At 68.2% G+C, this 21,573-nt stretch carries 18 protein-coding genes; 3 read left to right on the top strand and 15 right to left on the bottom strand.

Features of this window, described 5'->3' with window-relative positions; translation table 11 throughout:
• Positions 1 to 89: 89 nt before the first annotated feature.
• Genes ACW17Z_RS01985 through ACW17Z_RS01950 form a run of 8 tightly spaced genes read right to left on the bottom strand, consistent with a single transcriptional unit; the run spans position 90 to position 10,785 of the window.
• Positions 90 to 1,847 carry a hypothetical protein gene (locus tag ACW17Z_RS01985; RefSeq protein WP_492057396.1) on the bottom strand — a complete coding sequence of 586 codons (1,758 nt, stop codon included), beginning with the start codon at positions 1,845 to 1,847 and terminating at the stop codon, positions 90 to 92.
• Positions 1,844 to 3,991, bottom strand: coding sequence for a DUF4175 family protein (locus tag ACW17Z_RS01980; RefSeq protein WP_492057395.1), 2,148 nt, complete (start codon positions 3,989 to 3,991; stop codon positions 1,844 to 1,846). The genes ACW17Z_RS01985 and ACW17Z_RS01980 overlap by 4 nt, the downstream gene beginning before the upstream one ends.
• Positions 3,988 to 5,145, bottom strand: coding sequence for a BatA domain-containing protein (locus ACW17Z_RS01975; RefSeq protein ID WP_492057394.1), 1,158 nt, complete (start codon positions 5,143 to 5,145; stop codon positions 3,988 to 3,990). Before ACW17Z_RS01975 ends, ACW17Z_RS01980 begins: the two co-directional genes overlap by 4 nt.
• Positions 5,142 to 6,029: a DUF58 domain-containing protein gene (locus ACW17Z_RS01970; RefSeq protein ID WP_492057392.1), complete on the bottom strand. Its 888-nt coding sequence runs from the start codon at positions 6,027 to 6,029 to the stop codon at positions 5,142 to 5,144. The genes ACW17Z_RS01975 and ACW17Z_RS01970 overlap by 4 nt, the downstream gene beginning before the upstream one ends.
• 9 nt (positions 6,030 to 6,038) lie before the next feature.
• The gene (locus ACW17Z_RS01965; protein ID WP_492057391.1) at positions 6,039 to 7,040 is read right to left on the bottom strand and encodes an AAA family ATPase; all 1,002 of its coding nucleotides are present in this window, start codon (positions 7,038 to 7,040) and stop codon (positions 6,039 to 6,041) included.
• A 28-nt stretch (positions 7,041 to 7,068) separates the two neighbouring features.
• Positions 7,069 to 7,788, bottom strand: a complete 720-nt coding sequence (locus tag ACW17Z_RS01960) for a DUF4159 domain-containing protein (protein ID WP_492057390.1) — start codon at positions 7,786 to 7,788, stop codon at positions 7,069 to 7,071.
• A gap of 11 nt (positions 7,789 to 7,799) precedes the next feature.
• The gene (locus ACW17Z_RS01955) at positions 7,800 to 9,131 is read right to left on the bottom strand and encodes a TldD/PmbA family protein (RefSeq protein WP_419255317.1); all 1,332 of its coding nucleotides are present in this window, start codon (positions 9,129 to 9,131) and stop codon (positions 7,800 to 7,802) included.
• Between the two features lie 22 nt (positions 9,132 to 9,153).
• Complete coding sequence (locus ACW17Z_RS01950; RefSeq protein WP_492057389.1) at positions 9,154 to 10,785, bottom strand: TldD/PmbA family protein; 1,632 nt, start codon at positions 10,783 to 10,785, stop codon at positions 9,154 to 9,156.
• Between the two features lie 403 nt (positions 10,786 to 11,188).
• On the opposite strand from ACW17Z_RS01950, the gene nhaA reads away from it, so the two are divergent.
• Both nhaA and ACW17Z_RS01940 read left to right on the top strand, forming a co-directional pair.
• Positions 11,189 to 12,427 (top strand): Na+/H+ antiporter NhaA, encoded by a 1,239-nt coding sequence (gene nhaA, locus ACW17Z_RS01945; protein WP_492057388.1) that lies wholly within the window; start codon positions 11,189 to 11,191, stop codon positions 12,425 to 12,427.
• A gap of 205 nt (positions 12,428 to 12,632) precedes the next feature.
• Entirely contained in the window at positions 12,633 to 12,959 is a 327-nt protein-coding gene (locus ACW17Z_RS01940; protein ID WP_492057387.1) for a helix-turn-helix domain-containing protein, read from the top strand.
• Positions 12,960 to 13,045: 86 nt separating this feature from the next.
• Here the strand turns inward: ACW17Z_RS01940 and ACW17Z_RS01935 are convergent, their stop codons facing one another.
• The 4 genes from ACW17Z_RS01935 to ACW17Z_RS01920 form a co-directional block, all read right to left on the bottom strand.
• Positions 13,046 to 13,606, bottom strand: coding sequence for a DUF1697 domain-containing protein (locus ACW17Z_RS01935; protein WP_492057386.1), 561 nt, complete (start codon positions 13,604 to 13,606; stop codon positions 13,046 to 13,048).
• A gap of 5 nt (positions 13,607 to 13,611) precedes the next feature.
• Positions 13,612 to 14,769: a cystathionine beta-lyase gene (gene metC / locus ACW17Z_RS01930; protein WP_492057384.1), complete on the bottom strand. Its 1,158-nt coding sequence runs from the start codon at positions 14,767 to 14,769 to the stop codon at positions 13,612 to 13,614.
• Positions 14,770 to 14,835: 66 nt separating this feature from the next.
• Positions 14,836 to 15,687 carry a 3-mercaptopyruvate sulfurtransferase gene (gene sseA / locus ACW17Z_RS01925; RefSeq protein ID WP_492057383.1) on the bottom strand — a complete coding sequence of 284 codons (852 nt, stop codon included), beginning with the start codon at positions 15,685 to 15,687 and terminating at the stop codon, positions 14,836 to 14,838.
• 101 nt (positions 15,688 to 15,788) lie between these two features.
• A complete protein-coding gene (locus ACW17Z_RS01920) occupies positions 15,789 to 16,799 on the bottom strand; it encodes a cysteine synthase A (protein WP_492057382.1) in 1,011 nt (336 codons plus the stop codon).
• 116 nt (positions 16,800 to 16,915) lie between these two features.
• Here ACW17Z_RS01920 and ACW17Z_RS01915 point away from each other — a divergent pair, with 116 nt between their 5' ends.
• Positions 16,916 to 18,457, top strand: coding sequence for a cryptochrome/photolyase family protein (locus ACW17Z_RS01915; RefSeq protein ID WP_492057381.1), 1,542 nt, complete (start codon positions 16,916 to 16,918; stop codon positions 18,455 to 18,457).
• Here the strand turns inward: ACW17Z_RS01915 and ACW17Z_RS01910 are convergent.
• From ACW17Z_RS01910 to ACW17Z_RS01900, 3 genes are all read right to left on the bottom strand, one after another.
• Complete coding sequence (locus ACW17Z_RS01910; RefSeq protein WP_419317080.1) at positions 18,454 to 18,738, bottom strand: hypothetical protein; 285 nt, start codon at positions 18,736 to 18,738, stop codon at positions 18,454 to 18,456. The two genes, ACW17Z_RS01915 and ACW17Z_RS01910, sit on opposite strands and share 4 nt — an antisense overlap.
• A 69-nt stretch (positions 18,739 to 18,807) precedes the next feature.
• Positions 18,808 to 20,043 carry a class I SAM-dependent methyltransferase gene (locus ACW17Z_RS01905; protein ID WP_492057380.1) on the bottom strand — a complete coding sequence of 412 codons (1,236 nt, stop codon included), beginning with the start codon at positions 20,041 to 20,043 and terminating at the stop codon, positions 18,808 to 18,810.
• 50 nt (positions 20,044 to 20,093) lie between these two features.
• Positions 20,094 to 21,542 carry a cryptochrome/photolyase family protein gene (locus ACW17Z_RS01900; RefSeq protein ID WP_492057379.1) on the bottom strand — a complete coding sequence of 483 codons (1,449 nt, stop codon included), beginning with the start codon at positions 21,540 to 21,542 and terminating at the stop codon, positions 20,094 to 20,096.
• Between the last annotated feature and the right edge of the window lie 31 nt (positions 21,543 to 21,573).

The raw sequence follows: 21,573 nt of genomic DNA, 5'->3' as shown, positions 1-21,573 counted from the left end.
GGGTGGCATGACGCTTTGACGTCAGTCGCCGACAGCTTGCGTCGCCATGAACTGTTTGTCTGCCGCGAGCGTGTTGGCGCGAAACGCCCCTACTGCCCGGCGAGCCGCCGACCCTGCGCCGATCGTCGCTCCAGCCACCACAGCAAACCCAGCACGGCGAGCAGGCTCGCGGCCCAGGGCCAGGGCGATCCGGGAGCCGAGGCCACCGTCCCCTTTCCGTGCCCGGCAGCCGCTTTCACCCGTTCCAGCGTCGCCTGCCGGTTGGCGCTGTGCGCCAGCGACGGGGCCGCTTCGGCCGGGTGGACGTACACAGCCGTCTCGACATCGCCGTCCACAATCCGGTGCCATCCAGACCGGCGGGGCCAGTAGGCGGCGCAGGTTGCGGGCCCTGTCGCCGGATCCAGGCGCGGCCGGCTTTCGACGCCCTCGGGGTCGACGACGCGAACCTGCTGCGTGACCGCGCATAGCGCCGCGCGCTCACCCGGCCTTGCGATCGTTTCCAGGCGCACGCCCGGCGGCTCGCCAGGACGCGCCAGGGTCGAAAAGAGCTCGCTCCACAGCTCGCCATAGCGGTCGCCGTGGCCGGCCAGGGTCAGAGCATAGCTGTCGGCCACGATCGACAGGCCCACCCGGCCCTGGCCGCGCGGACGCCAGGCGGCGAGGGCGGCGCCGGCCGCATCCCGGATCATCGGCACGCCGTCTCGCCCGGTCTGGACCAAGCCAAGCCGGTTGAGCGCGAGCGCGGCGGGCAGGGCCGATCCCCCGAGACGGAAGGCTCGCGCATCGTCGCCACCGATGTTCGCCATCCCCAGCCCGCCCCATTCGCGTTGGGTGGTTTCGGAGAGTTGCCCCGTGGGTCTCAGCAGCAGACCAAGACCATCCTGCGTGGCGCCGCCGAGGGCAGCCCGTTCCCCGATCGACAGGGTCTCCCAGAGGCGATCATCGACGATGACGAGATCAACCTCGGCCAGGGCCGCTCGCGTCAGCGGCGTCGGTGCATCGCCCAGACGCGCGCCACCGCCGACATCGATCTCGACGCTCAGCGCGATGCCTGCATCCTGGGCCCAGCGGCGGAGATATTTGGTTTCAGGGCTGGCGGCGCCCGCCAGGACGACGACGCGAGGCTGTCGCTGCGCCCGCGTCTGGACCGGGATCTCGATGTGCTCAACCAGCTGGCCCGCCGTGTCCTTCAGACGCAGATCAAACAGCGCCAGCCCGGCGGCGCGGGTCGCGGTCGACAGCCCAAAGCGCTGGCCGGCCTTCACCTCGGCGCGGTCGACGATCGCGCCGGCCGGGTCGAGCAGTTCGACTACGCCTGACGTCAGCGCGCCGATCTGGCCCGCCACGCTGAAGCGCGCGCCGGGGGCGACCGGGCCGGGCAAGGTCAGGTCGACAAGGCCGCTGGGCGCCCGCGCGGGGATGAACTCCGCCGGCCGGTCCAGAGGGATCTGGTCGCGGGGCGTCAGGCCTTCGCCCTCGACGCGCAGCCGTCCAACCTGCGGATAGAGGCGCAGGGCCGCGCCGAGATCGGGAACGCGGATCGCGCCGGGCGCCGCGCCGGCCTCCGGCAGGGCGACAACCACGTCACCGGCGGCGCGCAGCGTCGGCGACGCCCCGCCTGTGACGACCACCAGGCGTCCGGGGGATGTCCCCACCGAAGGGGGGAAGAGCGTCAGGTGCAGAAAGACGCCGCCGAGGACTTGCAGGCCGGCCAGCGTGGCGAAGCGCCATGCAGGACCACGCGCTGTCGCCGCCGCCGACCGCCGCCGAAACGCCAGTCGAACCACGCCGCCGCCGACGGCCACGGCGATCAGGGCCGCCGTCCAGATCTGGAGATCGCCGATCATCGCAGGGCGTCCAGATAACGCCGGCCGCGGGCGTCCGCCGGGGCGCGACGCAGGACGCCGGCCGGCGGTCGCTCCAGCGCCGCCCATAGAAGTGCGCGCAGCTTCTGACGGCAGTCGAGGCAACCGGGTTCATTGCGAACAGTGTCGATCTGGGCTGACAGGGCCAGGGGATCGGCAAGGCGTTTCTGGTTGGCCGTCACCCAGCGCGCCAGGGCGTCCAGGCGCAGGGGCGCTGCGGGCGGGGTCTGGCCCAGCGTGCGCCAGGCCTCGACAGCCGGCGTGTCGGCGGGGTCGCGCGTCGCCGGAACAAGTCGGCCCGAAACAATGCCGTCGCGTTTGCCCGTAAGGCGGCGGGACAGATCGACCGGCGGCATCTTCGACGGCGCGCGCGCCAGGAAGATCCGCGTGGCCTGTTGGGCGGTTTTCAGCAGGTCCAGCGCCCGATGGGCGTGAGGCAGGGCGTCTCTGGGCTTGCCCTGGCGCAGGGCGCGTTCGGAGTCCCACATGGCGTCCAGCGCCTTGGCCAGGGTCGAACGTGTTCCCGGATCGAACAGGGTGGAGGCGTCGCCGGTGTCGTGCGCATGGCCGAACTGGGCGACCACGTCGCCCATCTCGCCGAAGGTCGCAGGCTCGGCGCCATGGTCGTGCCCGTCGTCGTGACTATGTTTCTCTTGGGGTTCGGGTTTGGCGGGCGCCGATGGTGGACCGTCGTTCGTCGGCAGGTCCAGCGCGGGCGCGTCATTAGTCGGGATGGACAGCCCGCCGCCACCGCCCTCGGCCTCCTCGCCCATGAACTGGCCGTAGCGCAGGCGAAGCTGGGCCTGGTCGGCGCCCAGCCCGTTGGACCGGTCGAGGAAGGTGTCCGGCGTGATCCGGCCGCGCTGGGTGATCAAGGCCTCGGCGTCGATGATGATCTGGCGCTGGCTGCGGAAATAGACCGGCAGGATCTGGCGGGCCATGCCCTCGAGCCCGTCGGCCAGGCCCATGGCGGCCGGCCAGCGCAGGATGATGCTGGGACCTTCGACGGTCTGGGGCGAGGGCGCGCGATTGTCGCTGACGATCAGCTGGACGATCATGTCGCCGCCGGGCGCGAGGCCTTCGCGCGCTAGGTCGAGGTCGGCGGTGAAACGCTTGAGCCGCGCGTCGCCCCGGCCGCTCAGGGGCAGGATCCGCTCGGTCGTGGTGATGTTCTCGCCTTCGCCCTTGGTGATCGTCATGCGCAGTTGGGCGGCGGCCGCCACACCATAGTCATCGCGGACTTCGAACACGGGCGCCCACCGCATCTGGCCGGGGGCGGTCAGGGTCAGGGCGCTGTCTGGGGTCAGGACACGAACCGCCGGCGCGGCGTCTGGGATCATCTCCACCCGATGCAGGCGCTGGCGGGGCAGGCCTGGGGCCTCGATCCGATACAGCGCCGACCGCGCGAAGACCCGGTCGCCCAGCCAGCGCCCGCCTTGTCGACGAAGGGAAAGGGGCGCGTCGCCCGGGAAGCTCAGGGTCGCGGCGCCGGGGCTGGGAACGAGGTTCACGGCCCACTCAACACGCGAATTGGCGGGCGCTCGCACGTCGAGGCTGCTCTGCTCGAACGGGCGCAGGCCGGTATAGGCAGGCGGCGTGATGCGCAGCCGCGCGCCGGCGATCCTGGGCGCGCTGAGGGGCGAGGCCGATCGAACGCCGCCGACACCGCCGCCCGCTTCGCGCGCCGAGGGCCAGAGCATGACGGCCAGGATCGCGACAGTGCTGAGGCCAGCGGTCCAGGCGATCCAGCGGCGCGACCAGTCGGGGCGCAGGTCGAGGGCGGCGGCTTCCGTCAGCCGGGTTTGCAGCCGCGCCTGCTGCAGGGCTGCCAGGCCTTCCAGGGCTTCGGGAGGACGAAGCAGGAGGTCGCTGCTGTCTTCAAGGTTGGGCGCGCGGGCGTCCAGGGCGGCGGTCAGCCAGGCAGGGTCGAAGCGTCGCGCACGCTTCCAGGCCGTCCAGCCCAGCGCCAGGGCCCCGACGGTCATCGCGGCCAGCGCAGCCGCGTCGCCGGCTAGCCGCCACGTCACGACGCCGATGGCCAGAACAGGCGGCAGGCCGATCGCGACGGTGTCGAGCAGGCTTCGCTGGCGGGCGGCCCGCAGGTGGTGGGAGAGCGCGGCGATCATGCGGCGACCGGCCGCCGCCGCCGGGTGGCCAGCCAGCGCTCGACCGCGAAGAGCGCGGCGATGGCCACGGCCAGCCAGGGACGCAGGTCCACGGGATGGGGATTGTAGGGCGAGGCGCCGGGCGTCGCGCGCACCGTGGGCGCATAGTCGGCCGCAGCGACGCGATCGGGCGCCGGCGGCGGGTCCAGCAGGGACCACAGGGTCGCCGGAAAGTCGGACTCGACCAGGGCCGGCATGGCCCTGGGTTCGAGGGGGCGGGTCAGGCGCAGCACGCGCCCCTTGCCGAAGCGGCCTGCGCTGGCGAGCGGTTCGCCGGTCGCGTCGCGCCATGTCACCCGTTGCCCGCCCTCGACAGGGGATGGCGCATCATGGGCCAGCAGCGCCACGCCGCCATCCTCGATCCAGTCCAGAATGGCCGATGGCATCGGCGCGCTGGACAGCCAGACGAGATACCGGGCGTTGCGGGGCAGGGGGCGGTCGACGGGGGCGGCGTCAAAGGCGGGCGGCTTGCCGGGCTCGGCGAAGGCTGTCGCCGCCGCGCGGAAGTAGCGAACATCGTCCTCGCCATCCGAGGAATAGCGCACGCTCAGCGCGGGCGGCGCGCGCGCGACGACCGGTTCGGGGCGGGGTGACGACGCGGCGATCCGCCAGTCCACCTCACGCGACAGGTACAGCCTCTGGGCGTCGACACCGGTCAGCTCCGGCGGCATGACCACGGCGATCGGCGTCCTGGCGGGCGTCTCGGCGTCGAGCTGGCGGATGAGGCTGGCCGGGTTCGTCGGCAAGGCGGGCGCGGGACGGTCCAGGCCGGGAAAGCCGGGCGCGAGCCAGACCCGGCGCTCGCCCCGATCCGGGACCTCCGCGATGTTGACCGCTGGCGAGACCGCGACCACGGGCCGGTCATCGCCCGGGGGGCGCGTCACGGGACGGGCCAGGAGCAGGGCGATGGCGACGATCAGGGCGATCCGCACCGCCAGCAGCACCCGCTCATCGAGCTGCAGGCGTCGCACGGGCCTTGGGTTGGGGTTCAGCCAGCGCAGGGCCGAAAAGTCGATGGTCTGGGTCTCGGTCCGCCGCGCGATGTGGATCGCCAGAGGAACCGCGATCGCGATCAGGGCGCCCAGGGCAGCCGGCAGGAGCAGGGTCGGCGTCATCGCTGGGGCGCTGGCTGGGACAGCTTCTGGATGGGCTGATCCGGATCCTGGTCGATGAAGTGCTCGACATAGCGGACGCCCCGGCCTTCGAGCCCCGCGCGTAGCTCGGCCCGGGCCTGGGCGAAGCGCATCAGGAAATCCTCGCGCAGGGCCCGGCCGTCGCCGGCCAGCTCGGCCTCGCCTTCAGGGTCGCGGAAGCGAAGACTGCGGTCGAACGGGAAGTCGCGCTCGTCGGCGGTCAGCAGCTGGATGAACGACACGTCGCGACCGGACGCGGCGAGACGCTCGGCGGCCGCGACGCAGGCGTCGTCGAAGCCGTCGGTGACGAACAGGGCCATGTCGCCGGGCGCGATACGCTCGCCCAGGGTTTGCACGTCTCGCTCCCAGGCCGGAACGCCGCCGGGGCGAAGCGGACCCAGCGTCAGTCGGATGCGGTCGCGGTGACGCTTGTCGCTGGACGGTGGCAAGACCAGCGCCCCTTGCGCCTGGGCGACGATGACGCCGAACCGGTCGCCTTGTTGCAGGGCGATCTCGATGACGGCGGCGGCCAGGCGCCGGGCGGCGTCGAAGCGCGACCAGTCGGGGCGGGCAAGATCGGCCTGACCCATCGAGGCGCTGGCGTCCAGGACGATCCAGATCGCCACCGGGCTCTCGCGTTCGGCGTCGCGAACGAAGAAGCGGTCTGACCGGGAGTAGAGCTTCCAGTCGATCCGGCGCAGGTCGTCGCCGCGCTCATAGGCGCGGTACTGGGCGAACTCCATCGCGCCGCCGCGATTGCGGCTGGCGTGCATCCCGTCGCCCGCCAGCACCGCAGCCGCGCGGGGCGCCAGCGACAGGCGTCGCAAGCGGCTGCGCAGGTCGGGCGGGAGGTCGAACGGAGACATGCGCCGCGATCAGTCCCGCGTCGGCGCCGGAAGCGCGGCCAGCAGGGCGGCGACCACGTCGTCGGTCGTCTTGCGCTCGGCCTCGGCTGCGAACGACAGCAGGATGCGGTGGCGCATGACCGGCGCCGCCAGAGCGACGACGTCGGCCCGGGTGGCCGCCAGCCGTCCGTGCAGCAGGGCCCGCGCCTTGGCGGCCAGCACCAGGGCCTGACCGGCGCGGGGCCCGGCTCCCCAACGAACATAGGTCTGGACGGCGGCGGGCGCGTCGGGGCCGGGACGACTGGCGCGGACGAGGGATGTGATCCAGGTCAGCAGGCCTTCGCCGACATGCACCTGGCGCACCCATTTCTGGAGTTCGACAATGTCGGGTCCAGTCATCACCGGCTCTGGCGCAGCAATGGCGCCGCCGGTCGTCAGGGCCAGGATCGCGCGCTCTTCCTCGGCCGTGGGGTAGCCGACCCGGATGTTGAGCAGGAACCGGTCCAGCTGGGCCTCGGGCAGGGGGTAGGTGCCGGCCTGTTCCAGCGGGTTCTGGGTGGCCAGCACGAAGAACGGCTCTGATAGCGCATGCGTGACGCCTGCATAGCTGACCGTGTGCTCCTGCATGGCCTCCAGCAGGGCCGCCTGGGTCTTGGGCGGGGTGCGGTTCAGTTCGTCGGCCAGCAGCAGGTTGGTGAAGACCGGGCCCGGCTGGAAGCGAAAGTGCCGGTGGCCGGTGCCGTGATCCTCTTCCAGCACCTCGGTGCCCAGGATGTCGCTGGGCATCAGGTCGGGCGTGAACTGGACGCGGCGGAAATCGAGCGACAGCGCCTGACCCAGGGTGCGGACCAGCAGGGTCTTGCCCAGGCCCGGCACGCCCTCGATCAGGCAGTGGCCGCCGGCCAGCAGGCCGATCAGCAGTTGCTCGACCACCTCGTCCTGTCCGACGATGGCCTGACCGATCGCCGCGCGCAGCTGGCCCAGGCGCTCGAGCTTGAGCGCAATATCGGCTTCGGTGGGGGTCTGGGTCATCGCGGTTCCGAACAGGCGAGAGGCGGGATCAGGCGGTCAGGGCGTAGAGCACGATGTTGACCGCGAACTTGGTGTTGTCTTCAGCTAGGAAGCGCTTGTTGCGCCAGTCGTAATCCCACTCGCAGCCGTAATCCTTGTTGCTGTAGAGCAGGCCCAGGCGCCCGCCGATCTCGATGCCCTTGAGGTAGTCATGCACGAGATCATCGCCCCAGCCGTTCAGCTCGAAGCTGGTGGCTGGCGGGCCGTCGAACTTGAAGAAGTTGCGATAGATGGCGTGGTCGTTGGGCAGTTTGCGCAGGGCCTCGGCGCCGAACAGCTTTGTCATCTGGCGTTCGAACGATCGGGCGAACAGGCCGTCGATATCGTGGTTGCAGTCATCGACGAACACGAAGCCGCCGTTGCGCACATAGCGTTCGAAATTGGCGGCCTCGGCGGGGCTGAACTCCACCAGCTTGTGGCCGGCCAGATAGCAGAACGGCGCGGTCAGCATCGCCGGATCCGACAGCCGCACCACGCGCTCCTGCGGATCGACCCGCAGGTTGGTGTAGTCGATCAGCGAGGTCAGGATGTTGGACGGCATCCGCTGGTCAACGTCCCAGTCGCCGGAGTCGTAGCGCAGGCGGGTGAACCAGAAGTCGTACACGGGCGCTGCGCGGGCGGCAGACGGGAGGCCGGCAAGCCAGCCCCCCAATGCGCCGCCCGTCAGCAGGCGCAGGCACTCAGAACGCGTTACGCGGTTACCGGCCATGCGTTATCCGGTCAGACGGCGTCCGACAGCGAGGTGAAGGTGAAGTCACGCACGCGCATCGGAGGGATCATGTACTGCATCTGACCGCCCTCGCTGACCCGAACCGGCCGGCCCAGATCATCGATGTTGTTGAGCATGATCACCGGCGACTCGTTGAAGCGGAAGTTCTTCACCGGGTACTTCAACTGGCCGTTCTCGATGTAGAAGGTGCCGTCGCGGGTCAGGCCGGTCAGCAGCACCGTCTGGGGATCGACCATGCGGATGTACCAGGTGCGGGTCACCAGGATGCCGCGCTCGGTCTCGCGCACCAGGTCGGCGGTCGACTTGGTTCCGCCCGACATGATGATGTTGCCCGGCCGGCCCACCACCTTCTTGCCCTGCTTCTGGGCCCAATAGGGCGAGTAGAGCAGGTTGGCGATCTTGCCGTTCTCGACCAGCGGCATGCGCTCGCGGGCCCGGCCCTGGGCGTCCCACGGCAGCACCGCCAGCTCGGGGTGCCAGGGGTCGGCCGTGAAGGTGACGCGCGGATCATAGACCTGCTCGCCCAGCTTGTTGCCGCCGCCCTTCTTGGACAGGAAGCTGCGGCCCTCGTCGGCCTGGCGGGCGTCGAAGAAATTGAGCATGAACGAGATCAGGCCCGAGGCGGCGGCCGGTTCCAGGATCACCGTGTATTTGCCGGGTTCCAGCGACTGCGCCTCGGCCGAGGCGCTGGCCTTGCGCATGGCGATCTCGATGTCGCTGGCCGGCTTGAAGCTGGTGGAGTCCTGCAGGTTGCGGCTGACCCAGCCCGAGCCCCGGCCGTCGGCCGTACGCACCGTGCAGGTGTAGTCGACCTCGGTGGCGCGCTGATAGCCGAACGCGCCCTTGCTGTTGGCGAAGGCGACGAAGCTCTGCTCGTCATTGAGGAAGCCGGCGGCGATCAGGTTCTGGGCGCGGCAGGGGGCGATGGAGGCCCGGGCGATCTCGGCCCGCTGGTCGGGGGTGATCGCGGCGGTCGCGGCGCTGAAGGTCGCGCTGGGCTTGTAGGTCTGGGCCTCGACGGCCGTGACGAACTCCGGATTCTCCGGCGCCAGCTTGGCCAGTTCCTCGGCGCGCTTGACCACGCGGGCCAGGGCGGCGTCCGAGAACTCGTTGATCGACGCCGATCCGACGCGCTTGCCGAACGCCACCTGGACCGACAGATCGGTATTGCTGACCACGCCGCTGGTTGAGACGTTGTTGAGGGCGAAACGAATATTGCCTTCGACCGATCCGGTCAGCTGGGCGGTGCACTCGTCGGCCGTCGACAGCTTGATGACCTTGTCGAGGATCGTCTTGGCCTCGGCCTCTGTCATGATGCTCATTGGACTGTCTCCCTCGACCCGATCAACCGAGCGAGCGCGCGGTGTTGATGACATTGATGTCGTCGAACCGGGTGGTCGACGAACCGTGGCTCACGGCCGAAACCTGGCTGGGCTGGCCCTTCCCATCAAAGAAGGAGCCAAACAGGCGGTAGTCGCGCTCGTCGCAGATCGCCGTACAGGCGTTCCAGAACTCGGGCGTGCGCATCTGATAGGCCACGTCCTCGAGGGGCTGGGTGATCTTGCCGTCCTTGATCTCGTAGAACAGCGTGCCGCCGAACTGGGCGTTGTAGCGCTGCTGGTCGATCGAGAACGAGCCGCGACCCAGGATGTAGATCCCGTCCTCGACGCCCGAAATCATGTCGTCCAGGCTCATCTTCTTCTTGCCCGGCTGCAGCGAGACATTGGGCATCCGCTGGAACTGCACGGTCGACCAGGAGTCGGCATAGGAGCAGCCGTCTGACTCGGTCTTGCCCAGCATGTGGGCCTGGTCGCGGGTGGCCTGGTAGTCGACCAGCTTGCCGTCCTGGATCAGCGGCCAGCTCTTGGTGCCGACGCCTTCGTCGTCATAGCCGACCGCGCCCAGGCTGCCGGGCTGCAGCTTGTCGGCCGTGAGGTTGACGATCTCGCTGCCGTACTGGAAGCGCGCCTCGCGCTTGTCCAGCGTGGCGAAGCTGGTCCCGGCATAGTTGGCTTCGTAGCCCAGCACGCGGTCGAGCTCGAGCGGGTGGCCGACTGACTCGTGGATGGTCAGGCCCAGATGGTTGGGGTCGAGCACCAGATCGTAGCGGCCCGGCTTGACCGACTTGGCCGTGAGCTTTTCGCGCGCCTGGACGGCGGCGGCCTTGGCGTCCTCGACCATGTCATAGGACTTGCCGTAGCTGATGATGCCGTTGGGTGAGAGGCTCTTGTCCTCGGCCTTGGGGTCCAGGTACTCGTAGCCCAGACCCATCGGCGCGGAGAGACCCTCGCGCGAGCGGAACTTGCCGCTGGCCTTGTCGATGGCGGTCACCGTGAAGGGCGCCCAGATGCGGTGGACGTCCTGGTCGATGTAAGAGCCGTCGGTGCTGGCGAAGTATTTCTGCTCGTTGATCAGGAACAGGCTGGAATTGACGAAGCTGGCCCCGGCCGTCAGCGCCGCGCCGTTGACGCGCATCAGAAGGTCGACCTTCTCCTGCAGCGAGACTTCCATGCCGTTGCGGCGAATGGGTGTGGCCCACTTCACCTCGCCCACGCCCTTGGTGGGGGCCAGGCGGACGGGCGCGGTCTGGTTTTTGGCGTTGGCCTTGGCGATCATCGTGGCCAGGCGGGCCGTCTGGGCGACCGATTCCGCCGAAATGTTGTTGGTGGCGGCAAAGCCCCAGGCGCCGTCGGCGATTACGCGAACGCCCACGCCGCTCGATTCGGTATTGGTCACCGCCTGGACGTTGGCCTCGCGGGTGACGATGAACTGGCGCAGATAGCGGCCGACGCGCACGTCGCAATAGCTGGCCCCGGCGGCGGTCGCGGCGCTCATGGCCGCGTCGGCCAGGCGCTTCTTGACGGCCAGCTCGATGGTTTCCACCAGCTGATCGGCGGCGATGGCCTGGCCGAAGCCGGGCAACAGCATGCCGCCGGCGCCGATTCCACAGGCAGCAAGAAACTGACGTCTATCCAAGTGTCTTCTCCCCAGTGGCCCACGATCCGGGGCGCTTGCGCCGCGTTCCAGTCGAGATGGAATCTGACGCTGAAGACGTTCTGTGCCGAGCCGTGGCGGAGGTCAATTCTTTCCCGATGTCATGCCCTGGGTGTCGTCAGGTTGCGCGGGATCGAGCTTGAGGGCGCTATGAGGTTCCGCAATCGCATCATCATGCCGAGCACGTTTGCTGGTCTCGCCTGTTCCGTCGCCCGCCTTGAACAGGGCGAGCCGGTTTCGCTTGACCTTGACGCCGGCATGGTCAGATTGCGCGGCAGATATCAGGCCGCTTCATGCGGCCAGGCCGCGCCTCCAGCGAATTCGGTCCGGCGTCCGTCGATAACCGGACGTCACGATAGCTTGATCCATGCTTTTGGAGGCCGCCGTGGCATTTGAACCGAAGCCCAGACTCTCGACGCGCGCACTCTCGGCTCTGCGCCAGTTCTTGCATCATGAAGCGGCCGGGGGATACGTCCTGATGGCGGCGGCGGCCCTGGCTCTGCTGGTCGCCAATTCGCCCTGGGCCGCCGCCTACAACGCCGTGCTGCATATCGAGATCGGCGGGACCATCGCCGGCCTGGCGATGCGCGAAAGCCTCGCGCACTGGATCAATGACGGTCTGATGGCCGTGTTCTTTCTGCTGGTTGGGCTGGAGATCAAGCGCGAGGTGCTGGACGGGCAGCTTTCGAAGCCCTCGCGCCTGATCCTGCCCGGCGTTGCGGCGCTGGGCGGGGTCGTGGCGCCGGCCCTGATCTACAGCGCGGTCAATCTGGGAACGCCCGAACATCTTCGCGGCTGGGCGATCCCGGCGGCCACCGACATTGCCTTCGCACTGGGCGTCCTGTCGCTGCTGGGATCGCGCGCGCCGGCCTCGTTGAAGATCTTCCTGACGGCGATCGCCATTCTCGATGACCTCGTCGCCATCCTGATCATCGCCGTCTTCTATACCGACCAACTCAACGTCCTGGCGCTGACCCTGGCGGGCGGCGTCACGATCGCCCTGATCGCCCTCAACCGTTTCAAGGTGACATGGCTGTGGCTGTATCTGCTGCTGGGCGTGGCGCTGTGGTTGTGCGTTCTGAAGTCCGGCGTTCACGCCACCTTGGCCGGGGTCGTTCTGGCCATGACCATTCCGCTCCGGCCGTCGCGCGGCCGGCCCGATGATCGTCATTCGCCGCTTCACCAGCTGGAGCATGCGTTGCACAGGCCCGTGGCCTTTGTGATCGTGCCGCTCTTTGGGCTGGCCAATGCCGGCGTCAGCTTCGCGGGGGTGACCCTGGCGACGGTTCTCGCCCCGGTGCCGGTCGGTGTGGCGCTGGGATTGTTTCTGGGCAAGCAGGCCGGCGTCTTCCTCGCCGCCATGGCGGTGATCAAGCTGGGGTTCGCCGACATGCCGCGCGGCGCGACGGTACGCCAGCTCTATGGCGTAGCGCTGCTGTGTGGGGTCGGCTTCACCATGAGCCTGTTCATCGGCAACCTGGCCTTCGCCGATCCTCTGCTGCTCGACGAGGTCAAGATCGGGGTGCTGTGCGGCTCCGTCGTGTCGGCGGTGGCCGGCTATCTCATACTGGCCACCGCCCGCCCGGCCTTGCCTGCGTCAAGCGGGCCGGCGACGAGAAGGTAACAATACGTTTAGTTATAACTGAATTCAAAACGTTCCGCCGCCGCCGCCATCAGGCCGGCTTTGCAAAGCCCATCGCCGCAGCGCAGCGCCATAACGTCAGTTTTCGACAAGTTCTCGCATGTCGCCCAATAACACGTTGCATAAATACTGTTATGTGCGGAAAACGCCGACCTTCGCCCGCGCCGCATGACAATCAGGAGGCTAGATGCCACGAGCCACCCCCGACCCCGCCAAGGTCGCGCACACCAAGGCGCTTCGGCAGGAGGCCGGCCGATGGCTTAAGGCGGGCCGAGAAGCGGCGGGCCTGACCCAGGCCCAGCTCTCCGAACAGGTCGGGCTGCGCTACTATACGTTTGTCTCCCAGGTAGAGAGCGGCGTCGGCCGTCTGCCGATCGAGACCCAGGCCGCGTGGGCCAAGGCCCTGAACCTTGACGAGGCCGACTTCGCCAGGACGCTGCTGGCCTATTACGAACCCGAACTCCATCGGCTGCTGTTCGAGAGCGCCGCCTCTACCAGCCGGGCCATCGCCTAAGCGATCGCTCCGCGCATCGCCGGACGAACGGCTGCACCGCTGGTGGTCTATGAGCGGATACCGGGTCGCTGAGACCGGGCGAGGCCTCAGACGGCCTCGTCCCCCGCCTCGCCGATCGCCTCGCCGATCGCCTGCACGATCGTCCACGACCGGCCGGTGATCCGGGTGGCCAGGGCCTTTTCGACGAGCCCGTTGCTGAACTTCGACGCGCCAAGCCCATTGGGGTAGGTGACGTAGAACTGGCGGCTCTCGACGCGCAGTTGCTCGCCCTCCGACAGTTTGGCGCGCAGGGCGCCGATCACCTTCTTGTCCGGCGGATCCTTGAGGAACAGGGTCATCAGCAGGCCCGGATCGGTTAGGGCGAACTCGGCATAGGGATTGGCGGCGATGATCGCCGCCCAGGCCTGGGCGGTGCGCACATAGATATCGGTGCGCAAGCCCATACGCGTGTGGATCTCGGTCTCAAGGAAGTTTTGCAGGTCAGCGCCGGTGCGCTCGGGGCTGTCGAACACCAGATTGTTGGCGCCGCCCACCGCGCGGGCGTTGGTCAGGCCCAGTTCGCCCAGCAGGTCGACAAAGGTCTCGGCCGCGATCGGCTTCTGGCCGCCGGGGCTGACGCTGCGCAGCAGGGCGATATGGGTGGTCATGGGTTTCAGGCCTGACTGTTCAGAGCCGCGAATCCGCGCTCCAGATCGATGATGAGGTCGGCCGGGGATTCCAGACCGATATGCAGGCGCAGCAATGGGCCTTCCAGATCGACGGGGATAGAGCGGCTCTTCAGTTGCGGATCGCAATGAATGGCCAGGCTCTCATAGCCGCCCCAGGAAAAGCCCAGGCCAAACAGCTGCAGGGCGTCGAGAAAGGCGTGAACGGCCGTCTCGCGGGCAGGTTTCAGCACCACGCCGAACAGGCCGCAGGCCCCGGTGAAGTCGCGCCGCCACAGGGCGTGGCCGGGATCGTCGGGCAGGGCGGGGTGCAGCACGTGCGCCACCTCGGGCCGCTGCTGAAGCCAGCGAGCGATGGTCAGGCCATTCTCGTGATGGCGGGGCAGGCGGGTCGTCATCGTGCGCAGGCCGCGCAGCATGGTGTAGGCGTCGTCGGGCGACACCGACCAGCCGATGTCCCACATGGCGTTGCCGAGCGCGTTTCCGATGTCGGCGTCCATGGTGGTAGCGCTGCCCATGAAGCAGTCCGAATGTCCGCCGACATATTTGGTCAGGGCCTGGACGCTGATGGTCACGCCATGGGCCAGCGGCTTGAAATAGAGGCCGGCCGCCCAGGTGTTGTCGATCAGGGTCAGGATGCCGCGCGCATTGGCGGCCGCCGCGATGGCCGGGACGTCCTGCATCTCGAAGGTCAGCGAACCGGGCGCTTCCAGCAGGATCATCCGCGTCTTGCGCGTGGTCAGGGCCATCAGCGCGTCGGGCGACAGGGCCGGGTCGTAATAGGTGGTGGCGACACCGAAGCGGCTCAGCACCCGGTCGCAGAACCGGCGGGTGGGCTTGTAGGCGCTGTCGACCACCAGGATCTCGTCGCCGGCCTTCAGCACCGCCAGCATGGCGCCGGTGATCGCCGCCAGGCCGGAGGGATACAGGGTGACGTCCGGCGAGCCTTCCAGTTCAGCCAGGGCCACCTGCAGGGCGGCGGGCGAGGACAGGCCCGTGATGCCGTAGCTGATCAGACTTTCATCATACAACGAGGCCGCATTGGCCATCAGCACGGTCGAGCCGCGCTGGATCGGCGGATTGACCGTGCGGGCCGGAAGCGCCGACGACGCGCCCGTTCGGATCAGGCGGGTTTCTTCATCCATGGGGGTGCTTTCGACGACGCGGCGGACGGTCGTGGTTTAGGCCGGGTTGGTCGCAGCGCCAAGGCGTCAGGCGGGGCCGGTCACGACCGGAGTATCCTCAAGCCCGCCCCATTCGGTCCACGAGCCGTCATAGACGGCGGCGCGCGGGTGGCCCAGGCGGGCCAGGGCCAGGGCGACAACCGAGGCCGTGATGCCCGAGCCGCAGGTCGCGGCGACCGGCTTGGCGACATCGACGCCGGCAGCGGCGAAGACGGCCGCCAGCTTGTCGGCGCTCAGCATCGTGCCGTCGGGGGCCAGCATGTCGCCCAGCGGAATGTTGCGCGAACCGGGGATGTGACCGCCGCGCAGGCCGGCGCGGGGCTCGGGCGTCTCGCCGGTGAAGCGGCCCGCGGGGCGTGCGTCGACCACCTGCTCGCGGCCGGTCTCGAGGTTGCGCTTCATCTGCTGGGCCGTACGGACGATGTCGGCCTGATAGCGGGAGGTGAAGTGGCGCTCCTGCGGCAGGGCGGGGCCGTCCTCGATCGGGTGACCTTCGGCGATCCACTTGGGCAGGCCGCCGTCCAGCACCACGACGTCCTCATGGCCCATGGCGCGGAAGGTCCACCAGACGCGGGCGGCGGGCAGGATCCCCAGGCTGTCATAGACGACAATGCGCGACCCATCGCCCAGGCCCAGCTTGCGGACCCGCGAGGCGAACTTGATGGGGCTGGGCAGCATGTGCGGCAGGGGCGAGGTCTCGTCGGAGATCTCGTCGATGTCGAAGAAGACCGCGCCGGGGATGTGGGCCAGCAGGAACTCGGCCTTCGGATCGCGCGGCGTGCCCGGCATGAACCACGAGGCGTCGACGATGCGCACGTCGGGCGCTTCGAGGTGATCGCGCAGCCAGGCGGTCGAGACGAGAGGATCTTGCAGGGTCATGGCTGCGCCTTTCGGGGTCTGACTCGCCCCTGATTGAGGTCGGGCAGGATCGCGGGATCAGGCAGGATGGGCAACCCGACTCCGACCCTTAAGCGCCTCTTCTACATCCAGCCCGGGGTCGGCAGACCCTTTTCGGCGAGGAAGGCCGGATTGAACAGCTTGCTCTGATAGCGAGAGCCGTGGTCGCACAGGATGGTCACGATGGTGTGGCCTGGGCCCATCACCCTGGCCAGTTCAACGGCGCCGGCGACGTTGATCCCGGCCGAGCCGCCCAGGCACAGGCCCTCGTGCTCGACCAGCTCGAAGACGACCTTGAGCATGTCCTCGTCGCTGATCCGGAAGGGGTGATCGACCACCAGGCCGTCCAGATTGGCGGTGACGCGGCCCTGGCCGATGCCCTCGCTGATCGAGGTACCCTCCGACTTCAGTTCGCCGTCCCTGTACCAGCTGTAGAGGGACGCGCCGTGCGGGTCGGCCAGGCCGATCTTCACCGAGGGCTTGCGCTCGCGCAGCGCCTGGGCGACGCCGGCCAGGGTGCCGCCCGAGCCGACGGCGCAGATGAAGCCATCTACCTTACCCTCTGTTTGTTCGAAGATTTCCGGTCCCGTGGTCAGGTAATGCGCCTGGCGATTGGCGACATTGTCGAACTGGTTGGCCCAGATCACGCCATTGGGCTCGGTCTTGGCAAGTTCCTCCGCCAAGCGCCCGGAATAGCGGACATAGTTGTCGGGGTTTGAATAGGGAACGGCGTCCACCTCGACCAGCTGTGCGCCCAGCAGGCGGATGGCGTCCTTCTTCTCCTGGCTCTGGGTGCGGGGGATGACGATGGTCGTTTTGTAGCCCAGGGCCGAGGCGACCATGGCCAGGCCGATGCCGGTGTTTCCCGCCGTGCCTTCGACGATCCGGCCGCCGGGCTTGAGCAGGCCTCGCGCTTCGGCGTCGCGGATGATGCCCAGGGCGGCGCGGTCCTTGACCGACTGGCCGGGGTTCATGAACTCGGCCTTGCCCAGGATTTCGCAGCCCGTCGCCTCGCTGGCGCGGTTCAGGCGGATGAGGGGCGTATTGCCGATGGCGTCCAGAACACTGGGGGAGACGCTGGCTTTGAAGGTCATGGGCTCGGATCGGTAAAGCTGAGGGTCGCGGGACGGAGCGAGCATGGTAGATCGTGTCGCGGCGACCCGACGCAAGCCCAGTTTTCCTGAAGGTCGGGACGAAGGATGAGCAAGGCGTGACAGATCAGGGACGGGGCGTGCTGCGGCTGGTGCTGGGCGATCAGCTGAGCGACGGCCTTTCCGCCCTGTCCGGGCTGGATCCCGAGCGCGATCTCGTCCTGATGACCGAGTCGGTGGCCGAGGCCACGGCGTGGAAACATCACAAGCAGAAGCTGGTTCTGGTCTGGTCGGCGATGCGCCAGTTCGCCCAGCGCCTGCGGGACCGGGGCGTGCGGGTTCGCTATGTCAGGCTGGACGATCCGGCCAACACCGGCTCGATCGGTGGCGAGATCGCCCGCGCCCTGGCCGAGGAGCCCCTAGGCCGGGTGATCCGCACCGCCTGTGGCAAGTGGGGGCTGGAAGACCATCTGCTGACCCTGGCCCAGACCCTGCCGGTTGCGATGGAAACCCGCGAGGACGACCGCTTCCTGTGCTCACGCCAGCGCTTCGCCGCCTGGGCCGAGGGCCGCAAGGAACTGCGGATGGAGTATTTCTACCGCGAGATGCGCCGCGCCACGGGCCTGCTGATGGACGGCGACAAGCCGGTTGGCGGCCAATGGAACTTCGACGCCGAGAACCGCAAGAAGCTGCCGGCCGGGGTGCGACCGCCAGAGCGGCTGCGCACGACGCCCAATGCCACGACGCGCGAGGTTATGGCCATGGTCGGGGCGGGGTTCGAGGACCATTTTGGCCGCGTGGACACCTTCGCCTGGCCGACCAATCCCGAGGAAGCCGAAGGGATCCTCGACCACTTCTTCGACGACATGCTGGCGGGCTTTGGCGACTGGCAGGACGCCATGAGCTGGCAGCGGCCGTTCCTGTGGCACAGCCTGATCTCGCCGGCCCTCAATATCGGCCTGCTGGATCCGTTGACGGTCTGCCGCCGCGCCGAGGCGGCCTATCGGGCCGGCAAGGCGCCGCTGAATGCGGTCGAGGGCTTCATCCGCCAGATCCTGGGCTGGCGGGAATTCGTGCGCGGCGTTTACTGGCTGAAGATGCCGGAATACGCCCTGCGCAACGCCCTGGACGCCCAGGGCAAGCTGCCGTGGTTCTACTGGACCGGCAAAACCGACATGGCCTGCGTCGCCGACGCCGTGACCGCCGCGCGCGATCACGCCTATGCCCACCACATCCAGCGGCTGATGGTCACCGGCAATCTGGCCATGCTGTTGGGCGTCCATCCGGACGCGGTCGACGACTGGTACATGGTGGTGTTCGCCGACGCCTATGAGTGGGTCGAGATGCCCAATACGCGCGGCATGGCCACCTTCGCCGATGGCGGCATCGTGGGCTCAAAGCCCTATGCGGCCAGCGGCGCCTATATCGACCGGATGAGCGACTACTGCAAAGGCTGTCGCTATGACCTCAAGGATCGCAACGGCGATAATGCTTGCCCGTTCAACGCCTTGTACTGGGATTTTATCGACAGGCATGAGACCCGGCTGGCCGGCCTGGGCCGCATGATGATGCCGCTCAAGACCCTGTCGAAAATGCCCGACGCCGAACGGGCGGCCTTCCGCGCCAAGGCGGCGGCCACCCGCAAGGCGATGGGGGTCTAGCTCGGGCTGGCATGGGTCTCGATGACGTTCAGCAGGGCCAGCGGCCCGCCGGCAGTCGTGGCGGCGCACCAGACATTGTGCAGCCCTTCGACCTCGACCAGGCGGTTTTCGACGGCATCGACCATGATGCCCTCAGCGATGTCGGACGACACCTCGCCCAGCAGTTGCTCTTCCTGCAGTTCGCCGCACCAGGCGGTGACGGCGTCAACCGGCGTGGCGGCGTCAAACTGGCTGATATAGGTGCCGCCGTGGAAGTCCAGGACCATGGTGTAGAGGTTCATTCGAACGCGACCTCGCTGTGCTTTTGATCATTTACGCACACCCGAGGTCGTGAGGCGAAGGCCAAACGTCTAGGCCCGGCTCAGGCCCAGCTGGATCACATTGGTGCGTTCGGTGCGGAAGCCCGCCTCGCAATAGCTGAGATAGAACCGCCACAACCGCCGGAAGCGTTCGTCAAAGCCCAGCTTGATGATCTCGTCCCACGCCGCCTCGAAACGGAGGGCCCATTCCGCCAGGGTTTCGGCATAGTCCTGGCCAAAGCGGCTGACCTCACGCCACTCCAGCCCTGCACGCATCGTCTCGGCTCTCAGGCGCGTCTCGCTGGGCAGCATGCCGCCCGGGAAGATGTAGCGCTGGATGAAGTCGGTATGAGTCCGGTAGTGCTCGAACAGCTCGTCGCGGATGGTGATGATCTGCAGACCGGCGCGGCCGCCTGGGCTCAGCACCTGATGGATCTTGCTAAAATAGGTCGGCCAATATGCCTCGCCCACGGCCTCGAACATCTCGATGGAGGCCACGCGGTCAAAGCGGCCCTGAACGTCGCGATAGTCGATCAGCTGGATGTCAGCCTTGTCGGCCAGGCCCAGGTCGAACAGGCGCTTGCGGGCGAAGTCGTGCTGGGCGGGCGAGATGGTGATGCCGGTGACGTGCGCGCCGACCTCCTTGGCCGCGAACTCGGCGAAGCCGCCCCAGCCGCAGCCGATCTCCAGAACGCTCTGGCCGGTCTGCAGGTCGAGGGTCCGGGCCAGGGCCGCGTACTTGGCGCGCTGGCCGTCCGCCAGCGTCTGGCCGGGCTGGTCATAGAGCGCCGAGGAGTAGGTCATGCTGGAGTCCAGCCAGCGGGAATAGAAGGCGTTGCCCAGGTCGTAGTGGGCATGGATGTTCTTCTTCGAACCCCGGCGATCATTGCGATTGAACAGGTGAAAGAGGGCGTTGATCGCCCGCATCACGATATTGCCCTCGACCAGGTCATGCAGGCGGTCGAAGTTCAGCGAGAAGGCCTCCAGCACGGTGGAGAGATCGGGCGTGTCCCACTCGCCGGCGATGAAGCCTTCGGCGAAACCGATATCGCCCGAGGCCAGGGCGCGGCGCACGAAGCGATAGTCGTGGATCTGGATCACCGCCCGGGGCCCGGGCGTCTTGCCTTCGATGTCGAACCGCTTGCCCGAGGGCAGGATGAAGCTGAGGGAGCCCGCCGCCCAGTTCTCGGCCGCAACGCGCAGGGCCGTCCGGAACGCGCCGGGGGCGCGCCGCAGATCGGGGTCATTCCAGAGCGCTGTGTCCGAATAGGTCATGGCGGTCCGCATGCGGTCTCCGGGGCATTTAACGCTGTTGAGACCGTCCCCGCAAATCCCTCTTAGTCTCCCTTGAGACTTTGATAGGCGGCCAGGGCGCGTTGCCGCGCCTGGGCGTGATCCACGACCGGTCGCGAGTATGTACGCTTGGCGGCAGGGGTAAGATGCGTCGCCGCCGTCCACGGGCTGTGGATAACCTTGTCGGGCAGATTGCTCAGCTCGGGAACCCAGCGTCGGACATAGACCCCCCGCGGATCGAACTTCTCGCCCTGGGTGATGGGATTGAAGATCCGGAAATAGGGCGCGGCGTCCGCGCCGCTGCCGGCGGTCCACTGCCAGTTGCCGACATTGTTGGCCAGATCGGCATCCAGCAGCGTGTCCCAGAACCAGGCCTCGCCCTGCCGCCAGTCGATCAGCAGGTGCTTGATCAGGAACGAGGCCACGATCATCCGCACGCGATTGTGCATGAAGCCGGTGGCCCACAGCTCGCGCATGCCGGCGTCGACGATCGGATAGCCGGTCCGTCCCCCGGTCCAGGCGGCGAACGCCGCGTCGTCGCGGTTCCAGGGGAAGGCGTCGAACTCTGGCCGGAAGTTGGCGGTGATGATGTCTGGTCGATGGAACAGGATCGAGTGGTTGAACTCTCGCCAGCCGACCTCGGACAGGAACTTGTCGGCCTGGGCGACGGGAATGTTTCCCGCTGCCGCCTCGGCCCGGGTGGCCACCCAGATCTGCCGGGGGCCGATCTCGCCAAAATGCAGGTGCGGCGACAGCAGGGAGGTCACCTCGACCCCGGGGATGTCGCGCTTGTCGGCATAGTCTTGGATCTTCGAGCTCAGGAACGTCGACAGACGATCGGCCGCGCCTGCCTCGCCGGGCCACCACATCGAGAATCCGCCCGACCAGTCAGGCCGGGTCGGATGCAGGCCCCAGTCGGACAGACGGTCGCTGGACGGCGATGCGGCGGGCGAGGGCAGGGCGACGGGCGCCGGCGTCACATGCACCTGGCCGATATGCTCGCGCGCCGCCCGCCAATAGGGCGTGAACACCTTGTAGCCTTCGCCGGAGCCGTTTTTCACGGTCCAGGGCTCGTTGAGCAGGCTGGCGTTGAAGCTCTCGCAAGCCAGTCCCCGTCCGCGTAGGTCGGCCTTGATCGCGGCGTCGCGGTCGATGCTGGCCTTGTCGTATAGCCTGTTCCAGACCACGCCCGCCGCGCCGGTCTCGGCGATCAGGTCATCCAGAACCTCGGCCGCCGCGCCGCGTCGCAGGATCAGCCTGCCGCCGCGCTGGTCGATATCGGCGCCCAGGGCGCTGAGCGACTTGTCCAGCCACCACAGCGACGCTGCGCCCATGGGGCGAACGCCCGGCGTTTCATCCAGAATATAGAGCGGAATGACCGCCCGGCCCGTCGCAAGCGCCGCGTCCAGGGCTGGATTGTCGGTCAGGCGCAGGTCCTTGCGAAGCCACACCAGGATCGGTCCGTCGCCGTCCATGTCGATCCGCACTTGCACCGTCCCGCTTCTGAGGCCACCTGTCTGACCT

This window comes from Caulobacter sp. GSs2, assembly GCF_058680895.1.
This window is presented reverse-complemented; position numbering and strand designations above follow the sequence as displayed.

Coding starts and splice junctions, on each gene's coding strand:
- ACW17Z_RS01985 (WP_492057396.1), bottom strand. CDS start 1,847: ATGATCGGCGATCTCCAGATCTGGACGGCGGCCCTGATCGCCGTGGCC.
- ACW17Z_RS01980 (WP_492057395.1), bottom strand. CDS start 3,991: ATGATCGCCGCGCTCTCCCACCACCTGCGGGCCGCCCGCCAGCGAAGC.
- ACW17Z_RS01975 (WP_492057394.1), bottom strand. CDS start 5,145: ATGACGCCGACCCTGCTCCTGCCGGCTGCCCTGGGCGCCCTGATCGCG.
- ACW17Z_RS01970 (WP_492057392.1), bottom strand. CDS start 6,029: ATGTCTCCGTTCGACCTCCCGCCCGACCTGCGCAGCCGCTTGCGACGC.
- ACW17Z_RS01965 (WP_492057391.1), bottom strand. CDS start 7,040: ATGACCCAGACCCCCACCGAAGCCGATATTGCGCTCAAGCTCGAGCGC.
- ACW17Z_RS01960 (WP_492057390.1), bottom strand. CDS start 7,788: ATGGCCGGTAACCGCGTAACGCGTTCTGAGTGCCTGCGCCTGCTGACG.
- ACW17Z_RS01955 (WP_419255317.1), bottom strand. CDS start 9,131: ATGAGCATCATGACAGAGGCCGAGGCCAAGACGATCCTCGACAAGGTC.
- ACW17Z_RS01940 (WP_492057387.1), top strand. CDS start 12,633: ATGCCACGAGCCACCCCCGACCCCGCCAAGGTCGCGCACACCAAGGCG.
- ACW17Z_RS01935 (WP_492057386.1), bottom strand. CDS start 13,606: ATGACCACCCATATCGCCCTGCTGCGCAGCGTCAGCCCCGGCGGCCAG.
- metC (WP_492057384.1), bottom strand. CDS start 14,769: ATGGATGAAGAAACCCGCCTGATCCGAACGGGCGCGTCGTCGGCGCTT.
- sseA (WP_492057383.1), bottom strand. CDS start 15,687: ATGACCCTGCAAGATCCTCTCGTCTCGACCGCCTGGCTGCGCGATCAC.
- ACW17Z_RS01920 (WP_492057382.1), bottom strand. CDS start 16,799: ATGACCTTCAAAGCCAGCGTCTCCCCCAGTGTTCTGGACGCCATCGGC.
- ACW17Z_RS01910 (WP_419317080.1), bottom strand. CDS start 18,738: ATGAACCTCTACACCATGGTCCTGGACTTCCACGGCGGCACCTATATC.
- ACW17Z_RS01905 (WP_492057380.1), bottom strand. CDS start 20,043: ATGCGGACCGCCATGACCTATTCGGACACAGCGCTCTGGAATGACCCC.